Origin of the sequence: Luteibacter sp. dw_328 (genome assembly GCF_018449605.1) — a bacterium.
Classification (GTDB): domain Bacteria; phylum Pseudomonadota; class Gammaproteobacteria; order Xanthomonadales; family Rhodanobacteraceae; genus Luteibacter.
Genome location: NZ_JAAVUW010000001.1, coordinates 399,283 through 415,951, shown reverse-complemented (window position 1 = coordinate 415,951; position 16,669 = coordinate 399,283). Strand labels below are relative to the sequence as shown.

Below are 16,669 nucleotides of genomic sequence, written 5' to 3'. Positions count from 1 at the left end.
AAGCGCGGGCCGGCGGGCCCGCGCGTACACGCTACGGTCGAGGGAACCGGTCAGTAGGAGACCGGTGCCGCCTTGCCGTCGTGGATATCGACGCGGAAGCGAGCCACGTTGGCACGGCGGAAGGTGTCGATCTCCACCGGCTGGCCGTCGATCGTCGCCTGGGCACCCGCGGCGTTGCCGATGCGGACGTCGAGGGTCTTGTCGCTGCGATAGGACTTCTGCGTGCCGGCCGGCAGGATGCCGTATTCCAGACGCGACCCATCCGCCGCGGTGACTTCGACCCAGCTCGCCGAAGGCAGGCTGAGCGTCAGGCCATGCGCGCCGACACCATTGGCCGCTTCCGCTGCGGGCGCGGGAGCTGCCGCTGTTGCCAGGGGCGACTTGGAAACGCTGTGATCCAGTGGCGGGAACATGGCCATGGAAGCGAGCAGCGGTTGCTGCTCCTCGGCACGCGGCTCGGCTGCCGGCGCCGGCTTGTTTTCCGCCGTGTCGGCAACCAGGCCGCTCGACGAAGCCACTGCGGGCGCGGGAGCGTCCTGCTGGGCTACCGGGGCAGCGTCCAGGGGCGCAAGGCGAGCCATGTCGCGGTCGAGCGTGCCACGCACGCCCAGCCAGACCATCGGAACGACGATCACCGCCGTCAGCACGACATAGGTCGCCGCCGTGACGTAGCGCTCGAGCAGATAGCGCGAATGCGACACCCCGCCGGTAACGACGAGGTCCGGCTGGCGGGGCGTCATGCGGGCGAGTTCGGCCTGGATGGCCTCTTCGTCGACGCCGACGTAGCGGCCGTACTTGGTCAGGTAACCGGCAAGGTAGACCTGATAGTCGATGCCGCCGTACTCGCCGGCCTCGAGCTGGCGAATCAGGCGCGTCGGCAGGCGTAATGCCTGGCCGCAGGCCTCGACGGTGTAGCCCCGTGCTTCACGGGCCGCGCGCAGGCGACTCCCGAAACCCGGATCCGCGACGTGATTGAACAGCACGCGGCCAGCCTCGTCGGCGTTTACTTCGGTCTGCGGGTCCATGGCTTCCCCCCTGGATGCATGTGGCTCGATGCCTGCGAACAAGTCCTGCTCGCGACCGTCCCGACCGGATGAATTCGAAGATACGGTAGTCATTGACGTGCAGTGGCTTCGAGTGCCCGCGCGGGTTCCGAATCCGGGAACTTTTCGCGCAAGCGTTTGGCGTAATCCTGGGCGGCCTCCCCGTCGCCCAGACGGAGCTCGATGTCGTGACCGAGCTTCAAAGCAGTCGGACTCGGCTGACCCTGCGCCTCCAGGCGCTGCAGGAAGGCACGGGCCCTGAAAGCATCGTTCTTAAGGTACAACACGTTCGCCATCTGATACAGCGCATCGGCATTGTTGGGATTACGGTCGAGCGCCTTCCGGAAGTAGACCTCGGCGCCGTCGTAGTCCTTGGAACCCAGCAGGCAAGTGCCCGCGTTGGTCATGGCAAGGTCGGGCGTCTCGTAGAACGGGTCGGCCAGTGCCCGGTCGAAGTAGACCTTCGATTCGCCCGCCCGCCCCTGTTTGCACAGGAAAACGGCCAGATTGTTGTTGACCGAACCCTTCTTCGGGTCCAGCTCCACCGCCTTGCGATAATTCAGCTCGGCGTTGGCTGGATCGTTGATCTTTTCGTAGAGCACGGCAATCACAGTACGGGCCGGCACATAGTTGGGGTCGAACTTGATGGCCTGCTGCAGTTTCTCCATGGCGCCACTGAGGTCGCCTCGCTGCATGTAACGCTGTCCGAGCTCGGTATGAACCTCGGCCCCCTTGGCCTTCTCGTCGGCAGCTGTCGTAGGCTTCAGCCCCGATTCCCCACCCATACAGCCCGCGCACGCAAACGCGAGCGCAGCCACCATCCCCCAACGCTCAAGCCGCATTCACCACTCCCTCTTCGAGTTTCTTGCGGAATTCCGCCTGACGACGGGTGCGATCCACGACCTGTCCCTTCAGCTGGCCACATGCGGCATCGATGTCGTCACCGCGCGTGCGGCGCAGCATGGTCAGAACGCCGGCATTGAGCAACTGGGTCTGGAAGTTGCGGATCTCGTCCGGCCCCGAGCGCTCGAATCGCGTCCCCGGGAACGGGTTGAACGGGATCAGGTTGACCTTGTTTACGCCCGGCAGGCGGCGCATGAACTTGATCAGCTGACGCGCATGCTCGGGCTTGTCGTTCACGCCCTTCATGAGCGTGTATTCGAAGGTGATCGTCGTACGCGGCGCGCGGTTGATGTAGCGCTCGCACGCCGCCGCCAGCTCGGCGAGCGGGTAACGCTTGTTGAGCGGGACGAGTTCGGTACGCAGCTCGTCGTTGGCCGCGTGCAGCGACACCGCAAGCGACACGTCGCTCTCGACCGACAACTTGTCGATCATCGGCACGAGGCCGGCCGTGGACAGCGTGACGCGCTTGCCGGCCAGGCCGAAGCCGAGGTCGTCACGCATCAGGCTCATGGCCTTCACCACGTTGTCGAAGTTCAGCAGCGGCTCGCCCATGCCCATCATCACCACATTGGTGATACGGCGCTGCTGGTGCGGCACGTTGCCGAGGTGTTTGGCCGCGACCCAGACCTGGCCGATGATCTCGGCGGTGGACAGGTTGCGGGAAAAACCCTGGGTTGCCGTGGAGCAGAACTGGCAGTTCAGGGCGCAACCGACCTGCGACGACACGCAAAGCGTGCCGCGGGTCGGCTCCGGGATATAGACGGTTTCGATGGCGTTACCGCCATCCATGCCGAGCAGCCACTTCTGCGTGCCGTCGACCGCGGTCTTTTCGAATGCGGTCTTCGGCGGGCCGACGTAGCAGCTGGCACTGAGCTTTTCGCGTAACGCCTTGCCGACATCGGTCATGTTCTCGAAATCGCTTTCGAGACGGTGGTAGATCCACTTCATGACCTGCTCGGCACGATACGGCTTCTCGCCGAGCTCCGCGAAGAAATCGCGCAGCCCCTTGCGATCGAAATCGAGCAGGTTGACCTTGTCAGCGGGGGTGTTCACGGCAATTCTCAGTGCGAAACGACGTCCGAGTCGTTGAAGAAGTACTTGATCTCGATGGCGGCATTCTCGAGCGAATCGGAGCCATGCACGGCATTGGCGTCGATCGAGTCGGCGAAGTCGGCACGGATCGTGCCCTTCTCGGCGTCCTTCGGATTGGTGGCACCCATGAGGTCGCGGTTCTTGAGAACGGCGCCTTCGCCTTCGAGGGCCTGGATCATCACCGGACCGGAGATCATGAAGGCGACGAGGTCGTTGAAGAAACCGCGTTCCTTATGAACGGCATAGAAGCCCTCGGCCTCTTCCTTGGTCAGCTGCTTCATCTTGGCGGCGACGATCTTGAGACCGGCCTTCTCGAAGCGGGAGAGGATTTCGCCGATGACGTTCTTCTTGACGGCGTCGGGCTTGATGATCGAAAGGGTGCGCTCCAGCGCCATACGGATGCTCCGGGAAATGAGAAAAGACAAATAAGGTTGCCAGCGCCTCTGGGGACGCCTGGTGAAAGTCTGGGGCCAAAGCCGTCACGAATGACGGACTTAGCTCACGAAATCTTGACAGATTCTAGCTCAATCGCAAGCCGTTTGCAGGGATGTGCGGTTGCAGATTGACCCGCCCAAGGGCCCAGGCGTATTCTCAAACGATCGTTTGATTCAAACCACCCGCCTCCGGAGTCGCCGACATGACGAGCGCACCCTACGCGTCCCGCGAACGCAGCACCAAGGAGCGGATCCTGGGCGCCGCCGAGGCCCTATTTGCCACCCACGGCTTCGCCGGGGCCTCGCTCCGCCAGGTCACGGCAGCGGCCCGGGTCAATCTGGCGGCGGTGAATTATCACTTCGGCTCGAAGGACAAGCTCATCGAGGAGGTGTTCCGCCGCCGACTGGATGAGCTGAATACCCGGCGCCTAGCCGCCCTGGCCAAGGTCGCGGGCCAGGAAGACACCTCCCTGGAGGACGTCCTCGACGCCTATATCCGCCCGGCGCTGGACCTGTCCCGGAACGATGGCGGCGCCGCGGCCTTTGTCAGGGTCCTGGCCCGAGCCTACGCCGAACACAACGAGACCCTGCGCAAGTTCCTGTCCGAGAACTATGGCCATGTACTGCGCCAGTTCGCCGGTGAATTCGCCCGACTGCTGCCTGGCCTGGCGAAGGACGAAATCTACTGGCGCCTGGACATCGTCACCGGCGCGCTGACGTACGCGATGGCCGACTTCGGCATCATCCAGCGCAAGAGTGACGTCGACGAGCGCGACCACCGCGAAACCGCCGCCGAGCACCTGATCCGCTTCGCCGCAGCCGGCCTGCGCAATCCTTCCGTTTCGACCTCCACGGCCACTCGCTGACCGCGGACGATCCTTTGCACCCCCGGAGATCACCATGACTGCAACACCGTTACGCATTCGCAAGGCCGCAGTACTCGGCGCCGGCGTCATGGGCGCGCAGATTGCCGCGCACCTGACGAACGCCAACGTGGAAACCGTGCTTTTCGACCTTCCCTCGAAGGAAGGCCCGAAGAGCGGCATCGCCCTCAAGGCGATCGCCAACCTCGCCAAGCTCTCACCGGCGCCGCTGGCCGAGAAAGGCCTGGCCGCCGCGATCATCCCGGCCAACTATGAGGACGACCTCGCCCTGCTGGCCGACGTCGACCTGGTGATCGAAGCGATCGCCGAGCGCATGGACTGGAAGCTCGACCTCTACCAGAAGATCGCGCCGCACGTGTCCGCGACCGCCGTGCTGGCGAGCAACACCTCGGGCCTGTCGATCAACGGCCTGGCAGAGGCATTGCCGGAAGACATGCGCCACCGTTTCACCGGCGTGCACTTCTTCAATCCGCCGCGTTACATGCACCTGGTCGAGCTGATCCCTACCCGCCTGACAGAAAAGGGCGTGCTCGAAGGCCTCGAAGCCTTCCTGACGACCACCCTGGGCAAGGGCGTGGTCTACGCCAAGGACACCCCGAACTTCATCGGTAACCGCATCGGTGTGTTCTCGATGCTCTCCACCATGCACCACACTGAGCAGTTCGGCCTGGGCTTCGACACCGCCGACGCACTGACCGGTCCGGCCATCGGCCGCCCGAAGAGCGCCACGTATCGCACGGCCGACGTCGTCGGCCTGGACACCCTCGCCCATGTGATCAAGACGATGGGCGACACCCTGCCCGACGACCCGTGGCACAAGTACTTCCAGCCGCCGGTGTGGCTGAAGGGCCTGATCGACAAGGGCGCGCTGGGCCAGAAGGCCGGTGCGGGCTTCTACCGCAAGGCCGGCAAGGACATCGTGGTGCTCGACCTGCAGAAGCAGGATTACCGCGTTTCCGAGCAGAAAGCGTCGGACGACGTGTCCGCCATTCTCGCCATCAAGGATCCCGCCGAGAAGTTCGCGAAGCTCCGCGCGTCGTCGGACCCTCAGGCACAGTTCCTCTGGTCCGTGTTCCGCGACCTGTTCCATTACACCGCCTACCACCTGGCCGACATCGCCGAGACGGCGCGTGACGTCGACTTTGCCATCCGCTGGGGCTACGGCTGGAAGCTCGGTCCCTTCGAGATCTGGCAGTCCGCCGGCTGGCAGCAGATCGCTGGCTGGATCGCCGAAGACATCGCCGCCGGCAAGACCATGAGCAGCGCACCCCTGCCCGCCTGGGTCACCGACGGCCGCACGGGCGTGCACGGCAAAGCGGGTTCGTACTCGGCCAGCGCCAACGCCGAGAAGCCGCGTTCGACGCATCCGGTGTACAAGCGCCAGGCGTTCCCGGATCCGATCCTGGGCGAGAAATTCGACCAGGGCACCACGGTCTGGGAGAACGACGGCGTACGCCTGTGGACCAGCGGCGACGACATCGGCGTGATCTCGTTCAAGACCAAGATGCACACGGTGAACGACCACGTGCTCGACGGCATTCAGCATGCGATCGGCCTTGCCGAGCAGCAGTTCCGCGGTGTCGTGCTGTGGCAGCCGTCCGAGCCGTTCTCGGCCGGTGCGGACCTCAAGGGCGCGCTGGGTCTGCTCAAGGCCGGCAAGCTCGCCGAGTTCGAAGCGATGGTGGCGAACTTCCAGGCCACCAGCATGCGCATCAAGTACTCGCTGGTGCCGGTGGTCTCCGCGGTTCGTGGCCTTGCCCTCGGTGGCGGCTGCGAGTTCCAGATGCATTCGGCGCGCACCGTCGCGGCGCTGGAGAGCTACATCGGTCTGGTCGAGGCCGGCGTGGGCCTGCTGCCCGCTGGTGGTGGCCTGAAGGAGTTCGCCGTGCGTGCGTGGCAGGCGAACCCGGAAGACCCGTTCGAATACCTGAAGAAGATCTTCGAGACCGTCGCCATGGCGAAGGTGTCGACCAGTGCGATCGAGGCCAAGTCGCTGGGCTTGCTGCGCAAGGACGACATCATCGTCTTCAACACCTATGAAGTACTGCATGTCGCCAAGGCCCAGGCGATCGCGCTGGCCGAGTCCGGCTACCGTCCGCCGATGCCGGCGCGCGCGATCACCGCTGCCGGCGACACGTCCACGGCGACCTTCAAGGCCTCGCTGGCGAACATGGCCGAGGGCTACTTCGCCTCGCCGCACGACATCGACATCGCCAGCCGCATCGCCGACACCCTCTCGGGCGGTCGGATCGAACGCGGTTCGCCGGTGGACGAAACCTGGCTGCTCGCCCTCGAGCGTCGTCACTTCGTCGAACTGGCGCAGACCGAAAAGACCCAGGCCCGTATCGCGCACACGATGACGACGGGGAAGCCGCTGCGTAACTGACGCGCCACGCGCTCTTACGCCTGACGACTTTCCCACTTAAAGGAACCACCCCATGAGCAAGCAAGTGCAAGATGCCTACATCGTCGCCGCCACCCGCACCCCGGTAGGCAAGGCGCCGCGCGGCGTGTTCCGCAATACCCGCCCGGACGACCTGCTCGCGCACGTCATCCGCGCCGTCATCGAACAAGCCCCAGGCATCGACCCGGCACTGATTACCGACGCCATCATCGGCTGTGCCATGCCCGAAGCGGAGCAAGGCATGAACGTCGCTCGCATCGGCGTGCTGCTGGCCGGTCTGCCGGAACAGGTACCGGGCGTCACGATCAACCGTTTCTGCTCGTCCGGCGTGCAGGCCATCGCCATGGCCGCCGACCGCATCCGCCTGGGTGAGGCCGACCTCATGCTCGCCGGCGGTACCGAGTCGATGAGCATGGTGCCGATGATGGGCCACAAGATCGCCATGAACCCGGCGATCTTCGAGAACGACGAAAACCGCGCGATCGCCTTCGGCATGGGCATCACCGCCGAGAAGGTCGCCGAGCGCTGGAAGGTCAGCCGCGAGGACCAGGACCGCTTTGCCCTGCAATCGCACGAGCGGGCCTTCGCGGCCATCGCCGCAGGCGAGTTCAAGGACGAGATCACGCCGTTCCAGCTCGACGACCGCTACCCGGACCTGCTCAACCACAGCATCCGCGAAGACCGTCGCATCATCGATACGGATGAGGGTCCGCGTAAGGACACCACGTTCGAGGTGCTGAGCAAGCTGCGCCCGGTGTTCCGTAACGGCCAGTTCGGCGGTTCGGTCACGGCGGGCAATTCCTCGCAGATGTCCGACGGTGCCGGCGCCCTGTTGATCGCCAGCGAGAAAGCGATCAAGGATTACGGCCTGACCCCGCTGGCACGCTTCGTCGGCTTTTCCGTAGCCGGCGTCGCGCCGGACATCATGGGCATCGGTCCGAAGGAAGCGATTCCCAAGGCACTCAAGCAGACGGGCATCACCCAGGACCAGCTGGACTGGATCGAGCTCAACGAAGCCTTCGCCGCGCAGGCGCTGGCCGTCATTCGTGACCTCGGCCTCGACCCGTCCAAGGTGAACCCGCTTGGCGGCGCGATTGCCCTCGGCCACCCGCTCGGTGCCACCGGCGCCATCCGCGCTGCCACGCTGATCCACGGCCTGCGCCGTCGCAAGCAGAAGTACGGCATGGTCACCATGTGCATCGGCACCGGCATGGGCGCCGCAGGTATTTTCGAAGCGCTGTAACAACCTCACGTCCGACAATCGGGCCCCGGCTAACGCCGGGGCTTTTTTTTGGTTCATCGTGGATTACCGGGGCCCGGGCGCCCGGCGTTCTTGCCGGGCATTCTTACGCACCTCGCGCATGGCTCGCCTTCGGCCTCGCGGGCTCGGCTTTGCCGTCGCTTCGTACACTTGGGCGGCTCGCGAGGACGATCGCGACCGGCGCGACGCGGTTGACCGTTGGACGATGGCGACGGACCAGCAGCCGAAGCGGCCTTGCTTCGTCGGCTCGACCCCACGAACCTCAGGGATGGGAAGAGTCTTCGGTGCCCACCCTCGAGGCGAGTTCCGCACAAGTGGATCGGCCGTAGGCCAAATAAGTACACGGCCGCGCAGCGGCCTTTCCGGTACGAAACGCGGAGGACGTGTCTGAGCAGCGAGGGTGGACACCGAAGGCTCTGCGCCGCGACGTCCGCGCCCGCCGCGACGTCCGCGCCCGCCGCGGCGAACGCCGCTGGTTACATCGGGCGCGTAGCGACCGGCCTTTCGCCAATGAATCGGCTCCTACAATTGGAATATGCTTGGCCGATGCACGGCATCCACACCATCGACACCGGCTTCGGCCGCCCGACGTTTGACGCCGCCTACCTCGTGGTGGAACGCGGTCGTGGGGCCTTTATCGACAGCGGCACGACGCATTCGCTGCCGCATTTTCTCGATGCGATAAAAGCGGCCGACCTCGAGGCGAAGGACATCGACTGGGTCATCCTCACGCACGTGCATCTCGACCACGCGGGTGGCGCGGGCCAGCTGATGAAGCACCTGCCCTACGCGAAGCTCGCCGTGCACCCACGCGGCGCGCGGCACATGATCGATCCCTCCGCCCTGATCGCTGGCGCAGCCGGTGTCTACGGCGAAGAGGAAGTCCGACGCAGTTACGGCGAGATCGCCGCGGTGCCGGCCGATCGGGTCGTCGAAGCGCATGACGGTTTCGTCGTCGATCTCGCGGGACGCGCACTCCTGTGCCTGGACACACCGGGACACGCACGCCACCACATAGCGATCCACGACGATCGCTCCAACGCGTTTTTTACCGGTGACATCTTCGGCCTCTCCTACCGCGAACTCGATTCGCCCGGCGGCGCCTTCATCATTCCTACCACGTCGCCCGTCCAGTTCGAACCCGACGCGGCACACCATTCCATCGACCGCATGCTTGGCTATGAGCCTGAGGCGATGTACCTCACGCACTATGGCCGCGTTACGGAAGTGGCCCGCCTCGCAGGCGATCTACATGAGACGATCGACGCCATGGTGGCGATCGCGAAACGACACGCAACGGTCGCAGACCGCGAGCAACGCATCGAAGCGGAGTTCGCCGATCTTTACGTGGACCGCGCACGGCGCCAGGGCGTGACGATGCCCAGGGACGCTATCGTCAAGCTGCTGAAAATCGATATCCGCCTGAATGCGCAAGGCATCCTGGTCTGGCTGGATCGGGGTTCGCACTGAGTTTCCCAGGCGGCCTAAGCCATTCACCCTTCCAGCCGCGACTTGAACCAGTCCGCCAGCTCCGCCTTCCAGTACGCGCCCTGCGCTGCCAGATACCCGAACGGCCGGTGCACCGGATCGAGCCCGAAGCCGGCATACGCCGCCAGCGACGTGTCCCCGCCGGCGATCGCATCCGCCAGAGCCTCGCCCGCGGCGCACGTGGGAGCCAGACCATGCCCACCGAAGGCCTGGGCGTACCACAGGCCGTTTCCATGCGTGCCGACCTGGGGCATTTCGTGGCGCGCGTAACTCATCAATCCCGACCACGCCTGCTCTATCCGAACGCCTTCGAGTGAAGGAAAGACACGCTCGAGGTCACGCTTCAGCAGACGCTTGACCGCCGCCGGAGCGCGATCGCGAATCGAAATCCGACCACCCCAGAGCAGGCGCGTGTCCTGCAGGGGACGGTAATAATCGAAAGCGAAGCGCGTGTCGTAGATTGCCGCACGCGTGCGAAGGCAGGCGGCGAGGCGGTCGCCCAGCGGCTCGGTTACCATCACGTAGGTCGCAATCGGCAGAACCGCGCGATCGATGCGTCGGTCCAGGCCAGCCAGATAGCCACCGCAGGCAAGGACCACGTTGGCCGTTTCGATCTCTGCCCCACCCACCCGCAACACCCAGCGTGGACCGTGACGTTCCAGCATGCGCACGCGCGATCCTTCGTGGATCGACACACCAGCCGCTTCCGCCGCACCTGCAAGCCCACGCGCATACGCCAGTGGATCGATGTGCAGGGCGTTTCGTTCGTAGAGACCGTCGTGATAGCGCTCACTGTGCACGAACTCATGCATGGCATCGGCAGGAATCCACTGCCAGTCGGCGCCGAAGCGCTCGGCGAGCAGCTGCTGGCGAGAACGGAGCACGCCCGCATCACGGAACCAGTTCGCCCAGACCACCCCGGCGTCGACCGCATCGCAGTCGATGGACCAGGCCGCGATGCGCTCGCGAATGAGGTTCACCGCGTCGACGGTGCGGCCATAGAGGGCCCGTGCCCGCTCGGGCCCAGCCCGCTCCAGCAACGCCTTCTCGCCGAGCGAGTACCCGGCGAAGACGAAGCCGCCGTTGCGTCCCGACGCACCGAAGCCGATCGACTTCGATTCCAGCAACACGATGTCCCGCACGCCGCGTGCGGCGAGGCCGAGCGCGGTGTTCAGCCCGGCGAAACCGCCGCCCACGATCACGACCGAGGCTTCGCGCCGGCCTTCCGGCGGGGGGCGAAGCGGCGGCACGGGAGCGCGTTCGTGGTACCACGACGGCATGGGGCGGGATCCTTCGGCAGGGAGCGTGAGTTTTACGGCAGTGAGCGGACCTGTGGAAGTACCGGAGGTGCGAAGGCCACCGCGCTCGCCACCCTGCCCGCTACTTTGCCCGCCACTTTCCCCGGCAGGAGCCGATTCATCGGCGATAGGGTGTTCGCGACGACCTGGCCCGCTGCGCGGGATCGCCGATGAATCGGCTCCTACACACGGGTAAGATGTGCGAACGTCTTGACGGTGCCCTCCCATGAGCCTGCTACCCCCCATCGACCTGAAACGCTGGATCGACGAGAACCGCGCGCTGCTCAAGCCGCCGGTGGGAAACAAATGCATCGTCGACGGCGACTTCATCATCATGATCGTCGGCGGACCGAACGCGCGCACCGACTATCACTACGACGAAGGCCCCGAGTTCTTCTACCAGCTCGAAGGCGAGATGGTGCTCAAGGTCCAGGACGACGGCGTGGCACGGGATATCCCGATCCGCGCGGGCGAGATTTTCTATCTGCCTGCACGCACACCCCATTCCCCGCAACGCATGCCCGAATCCATCGGCCTCGTGGTCGAACGGCGCCGCGTTGCCGGTGAGCGTGACGGCCTGCTGTGGTTCTGCGAGAACTGCAACCATAAGCTCTACGAGGAATACTTCGTCCTCGACAGCATCGAATCGGACTTTCCGCCGGTCTTCGAAAAGTTCTACCGCTCGCTCGACGCACGCACGTGCAAGCAGTGCGGCACGGTGCACCCGGCACCGGCGAAGTACGCCGACTGATCACCCCGCCCTATGTGGGAGCCGATTCATCGGCGAATGGGTGTTCGCGACAACCCGGCCCGCTGCCGCGGGATCGCCGATGAATCGGCTCCTACGGCAACAGCGGCTGCGTGTGCTGGCGGGTGGCCAGCCACTTGGCGGCCATCCGGCGAAGCGACGGATCCGCCGTCGGCTCGGTCGCCAGTTCCGCGATGGGCCGCCAGGCCAACGCCAGCGACTCCACGTTCACCGTAAACACCTCGCTGGCACGGGCGATGACCACGTAGCGCACGTCGTAATGCCAGTGCTCGGGCTCGTCGCGGCGTGCGGGGATCACGTGCAGGTCCATGTCGAAGATCTCGGGGAGCACCTCGAGATCGGCCAGCCCCGATTCCTCCCGCGCCTCGCGCAGGGCGACGCCCGAGAGATCCGCATCGCCGTCGGCATGCCCGCCTAACTGCAGCCAGCGCTGCAACTTGCGGTGGTGCATCAGCAGGACGCGCTCGCCGTCGGCACTCACCAGCCATGCCGATCCCGTGAAGTGTCCGCTCTGCGTCTCGCGGTGAAACGGACGTGCCTCGCCGCGCAGCCACTCGTGGAAACGTACGACATCCGACTCGCGCGGAAAACGCGCCGCATAGCGCTCGAACGCGGCTGAGAGGCTCGGGTACGGATGGTCCATGGCGGGGCTCGGGCAAACGGGCGGGAATTCTCGCACGTCTTTTTCAGACAAGTCCGATGTCGGTCGCAGCTATGACCTGCCTACGATGGACTCCGCCGCGCACGAAGCGCGTCGACGCCCCGCAGCCGCCGCTGCAAACCGCAAGGACCCGCGCATGTCGCCCCGTCGTTTCCTCATTGCCACGCTCGTTACCGCCGCCATCCCGGCCTCCGCCCTCGCTGAATCCGCCCACGGTGAGGCGAACTTCACCGGCCCCCTGGTCACGCCGGCCGTCAATACCCTGCCCGCCGGCATGGTCAACGTCGAGCCCTACCTGGTCCATACCAACAGCCGCGGCTGGTTCGACAGCACCGGCCAGCGCCACGCCGAGAAGCCAACGGCACGCCAGTGGCAGATTGCCTTGCCGATGATCTACGGTCTCACCGAAAACATTTCGGTGCAGCTCACCCTGAACGCGGCACGCACGTCGGTCGACGGCAGGCACAGCGATGGCCTGCGCATGGGCGATTCCGCCCTTCGCGTGCAGAGCCGTCTCAAGGCCCCGGAGGCCGACGGCACCGGACTGGTGCTCGCCGTCTCGGCGGCGCAGCGACTGCCCACCGGCAAATATCACCGGTTGGAGAACAATCCCCTCAACGGCACGGGCTCCGGCGCCACGCGCACGACGCTCGCCCTTGGCGCCCAACAGCTCCAGTGGCTGGACAACGGTCACGCGCTGCGCTGGCGTGGTCAACTGGCCTGGAGTCCGTCGCCCGGCCGCGTGCGTCTGCGTGGCGCGAGTGTCTACGGCACGCCGGCCGGATTCCGCGGCCACGCGACGCCCGGTCAGGCCTGGAACGCCTCGGTGGCGGCCGAATACGTACTCGATCGCCGATGGGTGCTGGTCGGCGAGGCAATCTGGAACCGCGAAAGCGGTACCCGCGTTAACGGAAAGGCAAACGGCCTTGCGGCCTACACCTTCCCTTCGGGCCATGCCTTCAGCCTCGCGCCCGCCGTGGAATACCACTTCAACCCGAAAGTCGGCCTGATCGCCGGCGTCCAGTTCACCGTCGATGGCCGCAACGCCACCGACGACGTGGCACCGCAGGTCGCGCTGAACATGGTCTTCTGAGCATCGCGCCTTGTCCGAGCACAACCGCCGCAAGTCATGGTCGACATCCGCAACTCCTGTATGCAATGCGTTGGCGTGCCTCGCAATGCAACTTGTACGGCCTTGCCCCGCTGGGCTATGGTGCCGTGCCAGCGCTTCAGGGCAGCTGCGTGTCCACCGTAACTCACGCGGCGGTCCCAATAATAAAAGGCTACATTCCGGCAGTAGGGGAGACACATGTTGAAACACCTGTTCGCGACGCATCCGATCGAGGCCGCGCCGCACGTAGACGCTGGTGAGCACATTGAAACCGGCGCACATGCAAACAATGGCGAGCTCAAGCGGGTACTCACCGCGAAGCATCTGGTTCTTCTCGGTGTCGGCGCCGTCATCGGCGCAGGTATCTTCGTTATCACCGGCCAGGCCGCCGCACTTCATGCCGGCCCTGCCCTGGTCATCAGCTTCCTCATCGCCGGTTTCGCCTGCGCCCTTGCAGGCCTGTGCTACGCCGAATTCGCGGCCATGCTTCCGGTTTCCGGCAGCGCCTACTCCTATTCCTACGCCACGCTCGGCGAGTACGTCGCCTGGTTCGTCGGCTGGAACCTCGTCCTCGAATACCTCTTTGCCGCGGCCACCGTGGCCGCGGGCTGGTCGGGCTACTTCAACGAGATGCTGGGGATGGTCGGCCATCTGGTCGGTACCAACCTCGAGCTCCCCATGCAGCTCGCCTCGGCACCGTACCAGTTCGTCGAGGGCCATATCCAGGCCACCGGCACGCTGATCAACCTGCCGGCCGTGGTCATCATCGCCGCGCTGTCAGGCCTGTGCTACGTCGGCATCACGCAGTCCGCCTTCGTCAACTCGATCATCGTGACGATCAAGGTCACGGTCATCCTGCTGTTTCTCGCCTTTGCCATCCAGGTGATCAACCCGGCTAACTGGCATCCGTTCATCCCGGCGTCCGAAGGTCCGGGCGCGTTCGGCTGGGGCGGCATCTTCCGCGCCGCGACCATCGTGTTCTTCTCGTATGTCGGCTTCGACGCGGTGTCGACCGCCGCCGGTGAAGCGAAGAACCCGCAGCGCGACATGCCCATCGGCATCCTCGGCTCGCTGGCCGTCTGCACCGTGCTCTACATCGCCGTGGCACTTGTCCTCACCGGTATCGCGCCGTTCCGCATGCTTAACACGCCGGAGCCGGTCGCCACCGCGCTGGGCCTGTACCCGCAGCTGTCGTGGCTGAAGGCGCTGGTCATCCTCGGTGCGATCACCGGCCTGTCCTCGGTCATCCTCGTGATGCTCATGGGCCTACCGCGCATCTTCTTCTCGATGGCGAAGGACGGCCTGCTCCCGAACACCATGGCCAAGGTGCATCCGAAGTTCCGCACGCCTTACATCGGTACGATCATCGTCGGCGTCTCCGCGGCTGCCATGGCCGGCCTGTTCCCGGTCAGCGTGCTCGGTGAGCTGGTCTCGATGGGTACCCTGCTCGCGTTCGCCACCGTCTGCATCGGCGTGCTGATCCTGCGCTACACCCGTCCGGACCTGAAGCGCAGCTTCCGCGTGCCGTTCGTCTGGCCGATCACCATCATCGGCGCGGTCTCCTGCGTCTACCTGTTCTGGCAGGCCTTCGAAGAGCACTGGCGCCTGATGCTCGGCTGGATCGTCATCGGCCAGCTGATCTACTTCCTGTACGGCTACGGGCACAGCAAGCTGCGCAAGTCGCTCGGCTGATAGAAACGAACCGGGAAAGGCCGGCGGTCACCCGCCGGCCTTTCCTTTTGCGACTATTCTCTCCATGACACTTCTTCCCGGGCCGTCCATGCTCAAGCAGTTACTTGCCAAGAAAGCTCCCCAGGCCGAACCCGACGACGCGCACGGCCCCGCCCTGCGCCGCACACTTGGCCCCTGGGGGCTCACCGCGCTCGGTATCGGGGCGGTCATCGGTGGCGGCATCTTCGTCATCACCGGCGTCGCGGCCGCTGACCACGCCGGCCCTGCGATCATCCTGTCGTTCATCCTCGCCGCGATCTGCAGCCTGTTCACGGCGCTGTGCTACGCCGAATTCGCCTCGATGATTCCCATCTCGGGCAGCGCTTATTCTTACGCCTACGCCACGCTCGGCGAAGGCGCCGCCTGGTTCATCGGCTGGAACCTGGTTCTCGAGTACGGTGTCTCCGCCTCGGCGGTCGCCGTCAGCTGGACCGGCTACTTCGTCAGCCTGCTGGACCATGTCGGTATCCACATCCCTCCCGCGCTGACGAATGCACCGCTCGACTACGTCGACGGACATCTCGTCCCCACCGGCGCCCTTTTCAACATGCCGGCGGTTGGCATCACGCTGGCGCTGACCTGGCTCTGCTACGTCGGCATCAAGGAATCCACCGGCATCAACATGGCCATGGTGGCGCTGAAGGTGGCGCTGATCCTTATCGTGATCATCGTCGGCGCCCAGCACATCGACACGGCCAACTGGCATCCGTTCATTCCGGAGAACCAGGGTGGCTTCAAGTACGGCTGGTCCGGCGTGCTGCGCGGCGCCGCGCTGGTGTTCTTTGCCTACATCGGCTTCGAAGCGACATCGACGGCGGCGCAGGAATCGAAGAATCCCCAACGCGACATGCCTATCGGCACGCTCGCCTCCCTCGCCATCTGCACCGTGCTCTACATCGCCATGGCTGCCGTGCTGACGGGGCTGGTGCCGTTCGCGCAGCTCGGCACCGATGAGCCCGTCGTCACGGCGATCCGCAGCCATCCGGAACTCGGTTGGCTGCGTGGCGTGGTCGAGGTCGGCGCGCTGATTGGTCTGTCGTCCGTCGTACTCGTCATGATCATCGCGCAGCCGCGCATTTTCATGATCATGGGACGCGATGGTCTGCTGCCGAAGGTCTTCACGACGATCCACCCGAAGTACCGCACGCCGCATCTGAATACGGTGATCACCGGCGTCGGCATCGCGATCCTCGCCGCGGTGTTCCCGCTCAACATCCTCGGCGATCTCGTATCGATGGGCACCCTCGTCGCGTTCTGCGCGGTATGCGGCGGCGTGTTGATCCTGCGCTTCACCGCGCCGGAATTGCCGCGCACCTTCCGCGTGCCCTGGGTGTGGTTCACGTGCATCGCGGGCATCGTCAGCTGCATCGGCCTGCTCTGCTTCATGAACTGGTACAACTGGGCACTGATGGGCGTCTGGACGGTGGTCGGCATGGCCCTTTACGCGGCCTACGGCTATCGCCACAGCCGCCTTCGACACCAGGCGTAATACCCCTCCAAAGGGCTCGTTAAAACCTCGCTAAATAGGCGAGGTTTTTTCGTTAAGCGGTTGTTTTTGCGAAATAATGCGCAGAAAGGCGAGTGTCATTT

At 65.0% G+C, this 16,669-nt stretch carries 14 protein-coding genes; 8 read left to right on the top strand and 6 right to left on the bottom strand.

Annotated elements, in window-relative coordinates; translation table 11 throughout:
- Positions 1-50 precede the first annotated feature (50 nt).
- The 4 genes from HB634_RS01890 to ndk form a co-directional block, all read right to left on the bottom strand.
- A complete protein-coding gene (locus HB634_RS01890; RefSeq protein ID WP_213947303.1) occupies positions 51-1,025 on the bottom strand; it encodes a helix-turn-helix domain-containing protein in 975 nt (324 codons plus the stop codon).
- A gap of 89 nt (positions 1,026-1,114) precedes the next feature.
- A complete protein-coding gene (gene pilW / locus HB634_RS01885; RefSeq protein ID WP_213947302.1) occupies positions 1,115-1,885 on the bottom strand; it encodes a type IV pilus biogenesis/stability protein PilW in 771 nt (256 codons plus the stop codon).
- Positions 1,875-3,005, bottom strand: a complete 1,131-nt coding sequence (gene rlmN, locus HB634_RS01880; protein ID WP_345777460.1) for a 23S rRNA (adenine(2503)-C(2))-methyltransferase RlmN — start codon at positions 3,003-3,005, stop codon at positions 1,875-1,877. The genes pilW and rlmN overlap by 11 nt, the downstream gene beginning before the upstream one ends.
- Before the next feature lie 2 nt (positions 3,006-3,007).
- Positions 3,008-3,433, bottom strand: a complete 426-nt coding sequence (ndk, locus tag HB634_RS01875) for a nucleoside-diphosphate kinase (protein WP_063573468.1) — start codon at positions 3,431-3,433, stop codon at positions 3,008-3,010.
- A gap of 242 nt (positions 3,434-3,675) precedes the next feature.
- On the opposite strand from ndk, the gene HB634_RS01870 reads away from it, so the two are divergent.
- The 4 genes from HB634_RS01870 (at position 3,676) to HB634_RS01855 (ending at position 9,491) form a co-directional block, all read left to right on the top strand.
- Positions 3,676-4,338, top strand: coding sequence for a TetR/AcrR family transcriptional regulator (locus HB634_RS01870; RefSeq protein WP_063573469.1), 663 nt, complete (start codon positions 3,676-3,678; stop codon positions 4,336-4,338).
- Between the two features lie 34 nt (positions 4,339-4,372).
- A complete protein-coding gene (locus tag HB634_RS01865) occupies positions 4,373-6,742 on the top strand; it encodes a 3-hydroxyacyl-CoA dehydrogenase/enoyl-CoA hydratase family protein (RefSeq protein ID WP_213947301.1) in 2,370 nt (789 codons plus the stop codon).
- 52 nt (positions 6,743-6,794) lie between these two features.
- Positions 6,795-8,003, top strand: a complete 1,209-nt coding sequence (locus tag HB634_RS01860) for an acetyl-CoA C-acyltransferase (RefSeq protein ID WP_213947300.1) — start codon at positions 6,795-6,797, stop codon at positions 8,001-8,003.
- A gap of 564 nt (positions 8,004-8,567) precedes the next feature.
- Positions 8,568-9,491: an MBL fold metallo-hydrolase gene (locus HB634_RS01855; protein ID WP_213947299.1), complete on the top strand. Its 924-nt coding sequence runs from the start codon at positions 8,568-8,570 to the stop codon at positions 9,489-9,491.
- Positions 9,492-9,514: 23 nt separating this feature from the next.
- Here the strand turns inward: HB634_RS01855 and HB634_RS01850 are convergent, their stop codons facing one another.
- Positions 9,515-10,789: an FAD-binding oxidoreductase gene (locus HB634_RS01850; protein WP_213947298.1), complete on the bottom strand. Its 1,275-nt coding sequence runs from the start codon at positions 10,787-10,789 to the stop codon at positions 9,515-9,517.
- Between the two features lie 244 nt (positions 10,790-11,033).
- On the opposite strand from HB634_RS01850, the gene HB634_RS01845 reads away from it, so the two are divergent.
- Positions 11,034-11,558 (top strand): 3-hydroxyanthranilate 3,4-dioxygenase, encoded by a 525-nt coding sequence (locus tag HB634_RS01845; RefSeq protein WP_063574378.1) that lies wholly within the window; start codon positions 11,034-11,036, stop codon positions 11,556-11,558.
- A 91-nt stretch (positions 11,559-11,649) separates the two neighbouring features.
- Here HB634_RS01845 and HB634_RS01840 read toward each other — a convergent pair whose 3' ends face one another.
- Positions 11,650-12,219 (bottom strand): NUDIX hydrolase, encoded by a 570-nt coding sequence (locus HB634_RS01840; protein ID WP_213947297.1) that lies wholly within the window; start codon positions 12,217-12,219, stop codon positions 11,650-11,652.
- Positions 12,220-12,373: 154 nt separating this feature from the next.
- Between HB634_RS01840 and HB634_RS01835 the strand changes: the two genes are divergently transcribed.
- From HB634_RS01835 to HB634_RS01825, 3 genes are all read left to right on the top strand, one after another.
- Positions 12,374-13,330 carry a transporter gene (locus HB634_RS01835; protein ID WP_213947296.1) on the top strand — a complete coding sequence of 319 codons (957 nt, stop codon included), beginning with the start codon at positions 12,374-12,376 and terminating at the stop codon, positions 13,328-13,330.
- Between the two features lie 216 nt (positions 13,331-13,546).
- On the top strand, positions 13,547-15,040 hold the full coding sequence (locus HB634_RS01830) for an amino acid permease (protein WP_213947295.1): 1,494 nt from the start codon (positions 13,547-13,549) through the stop codon (positions 15,038-15,040).
- An 88-nt stretch (positions 15,041-15,128) separates the two neighbouring features.
- Positions 15,129-16,568 (top strand): amino acid permease, encoded by a 1,440-nt coding sequence (locus HB634_RS01825; RefSeq protein ID WP_063572904.1) that lies wholly within the window; start codon positions 15,129-15,131, stop codon positions 16,566-16,568.
- The last annotated feature ends 101 nt before the right edge of the window (positions 16,569-16,669 follow it).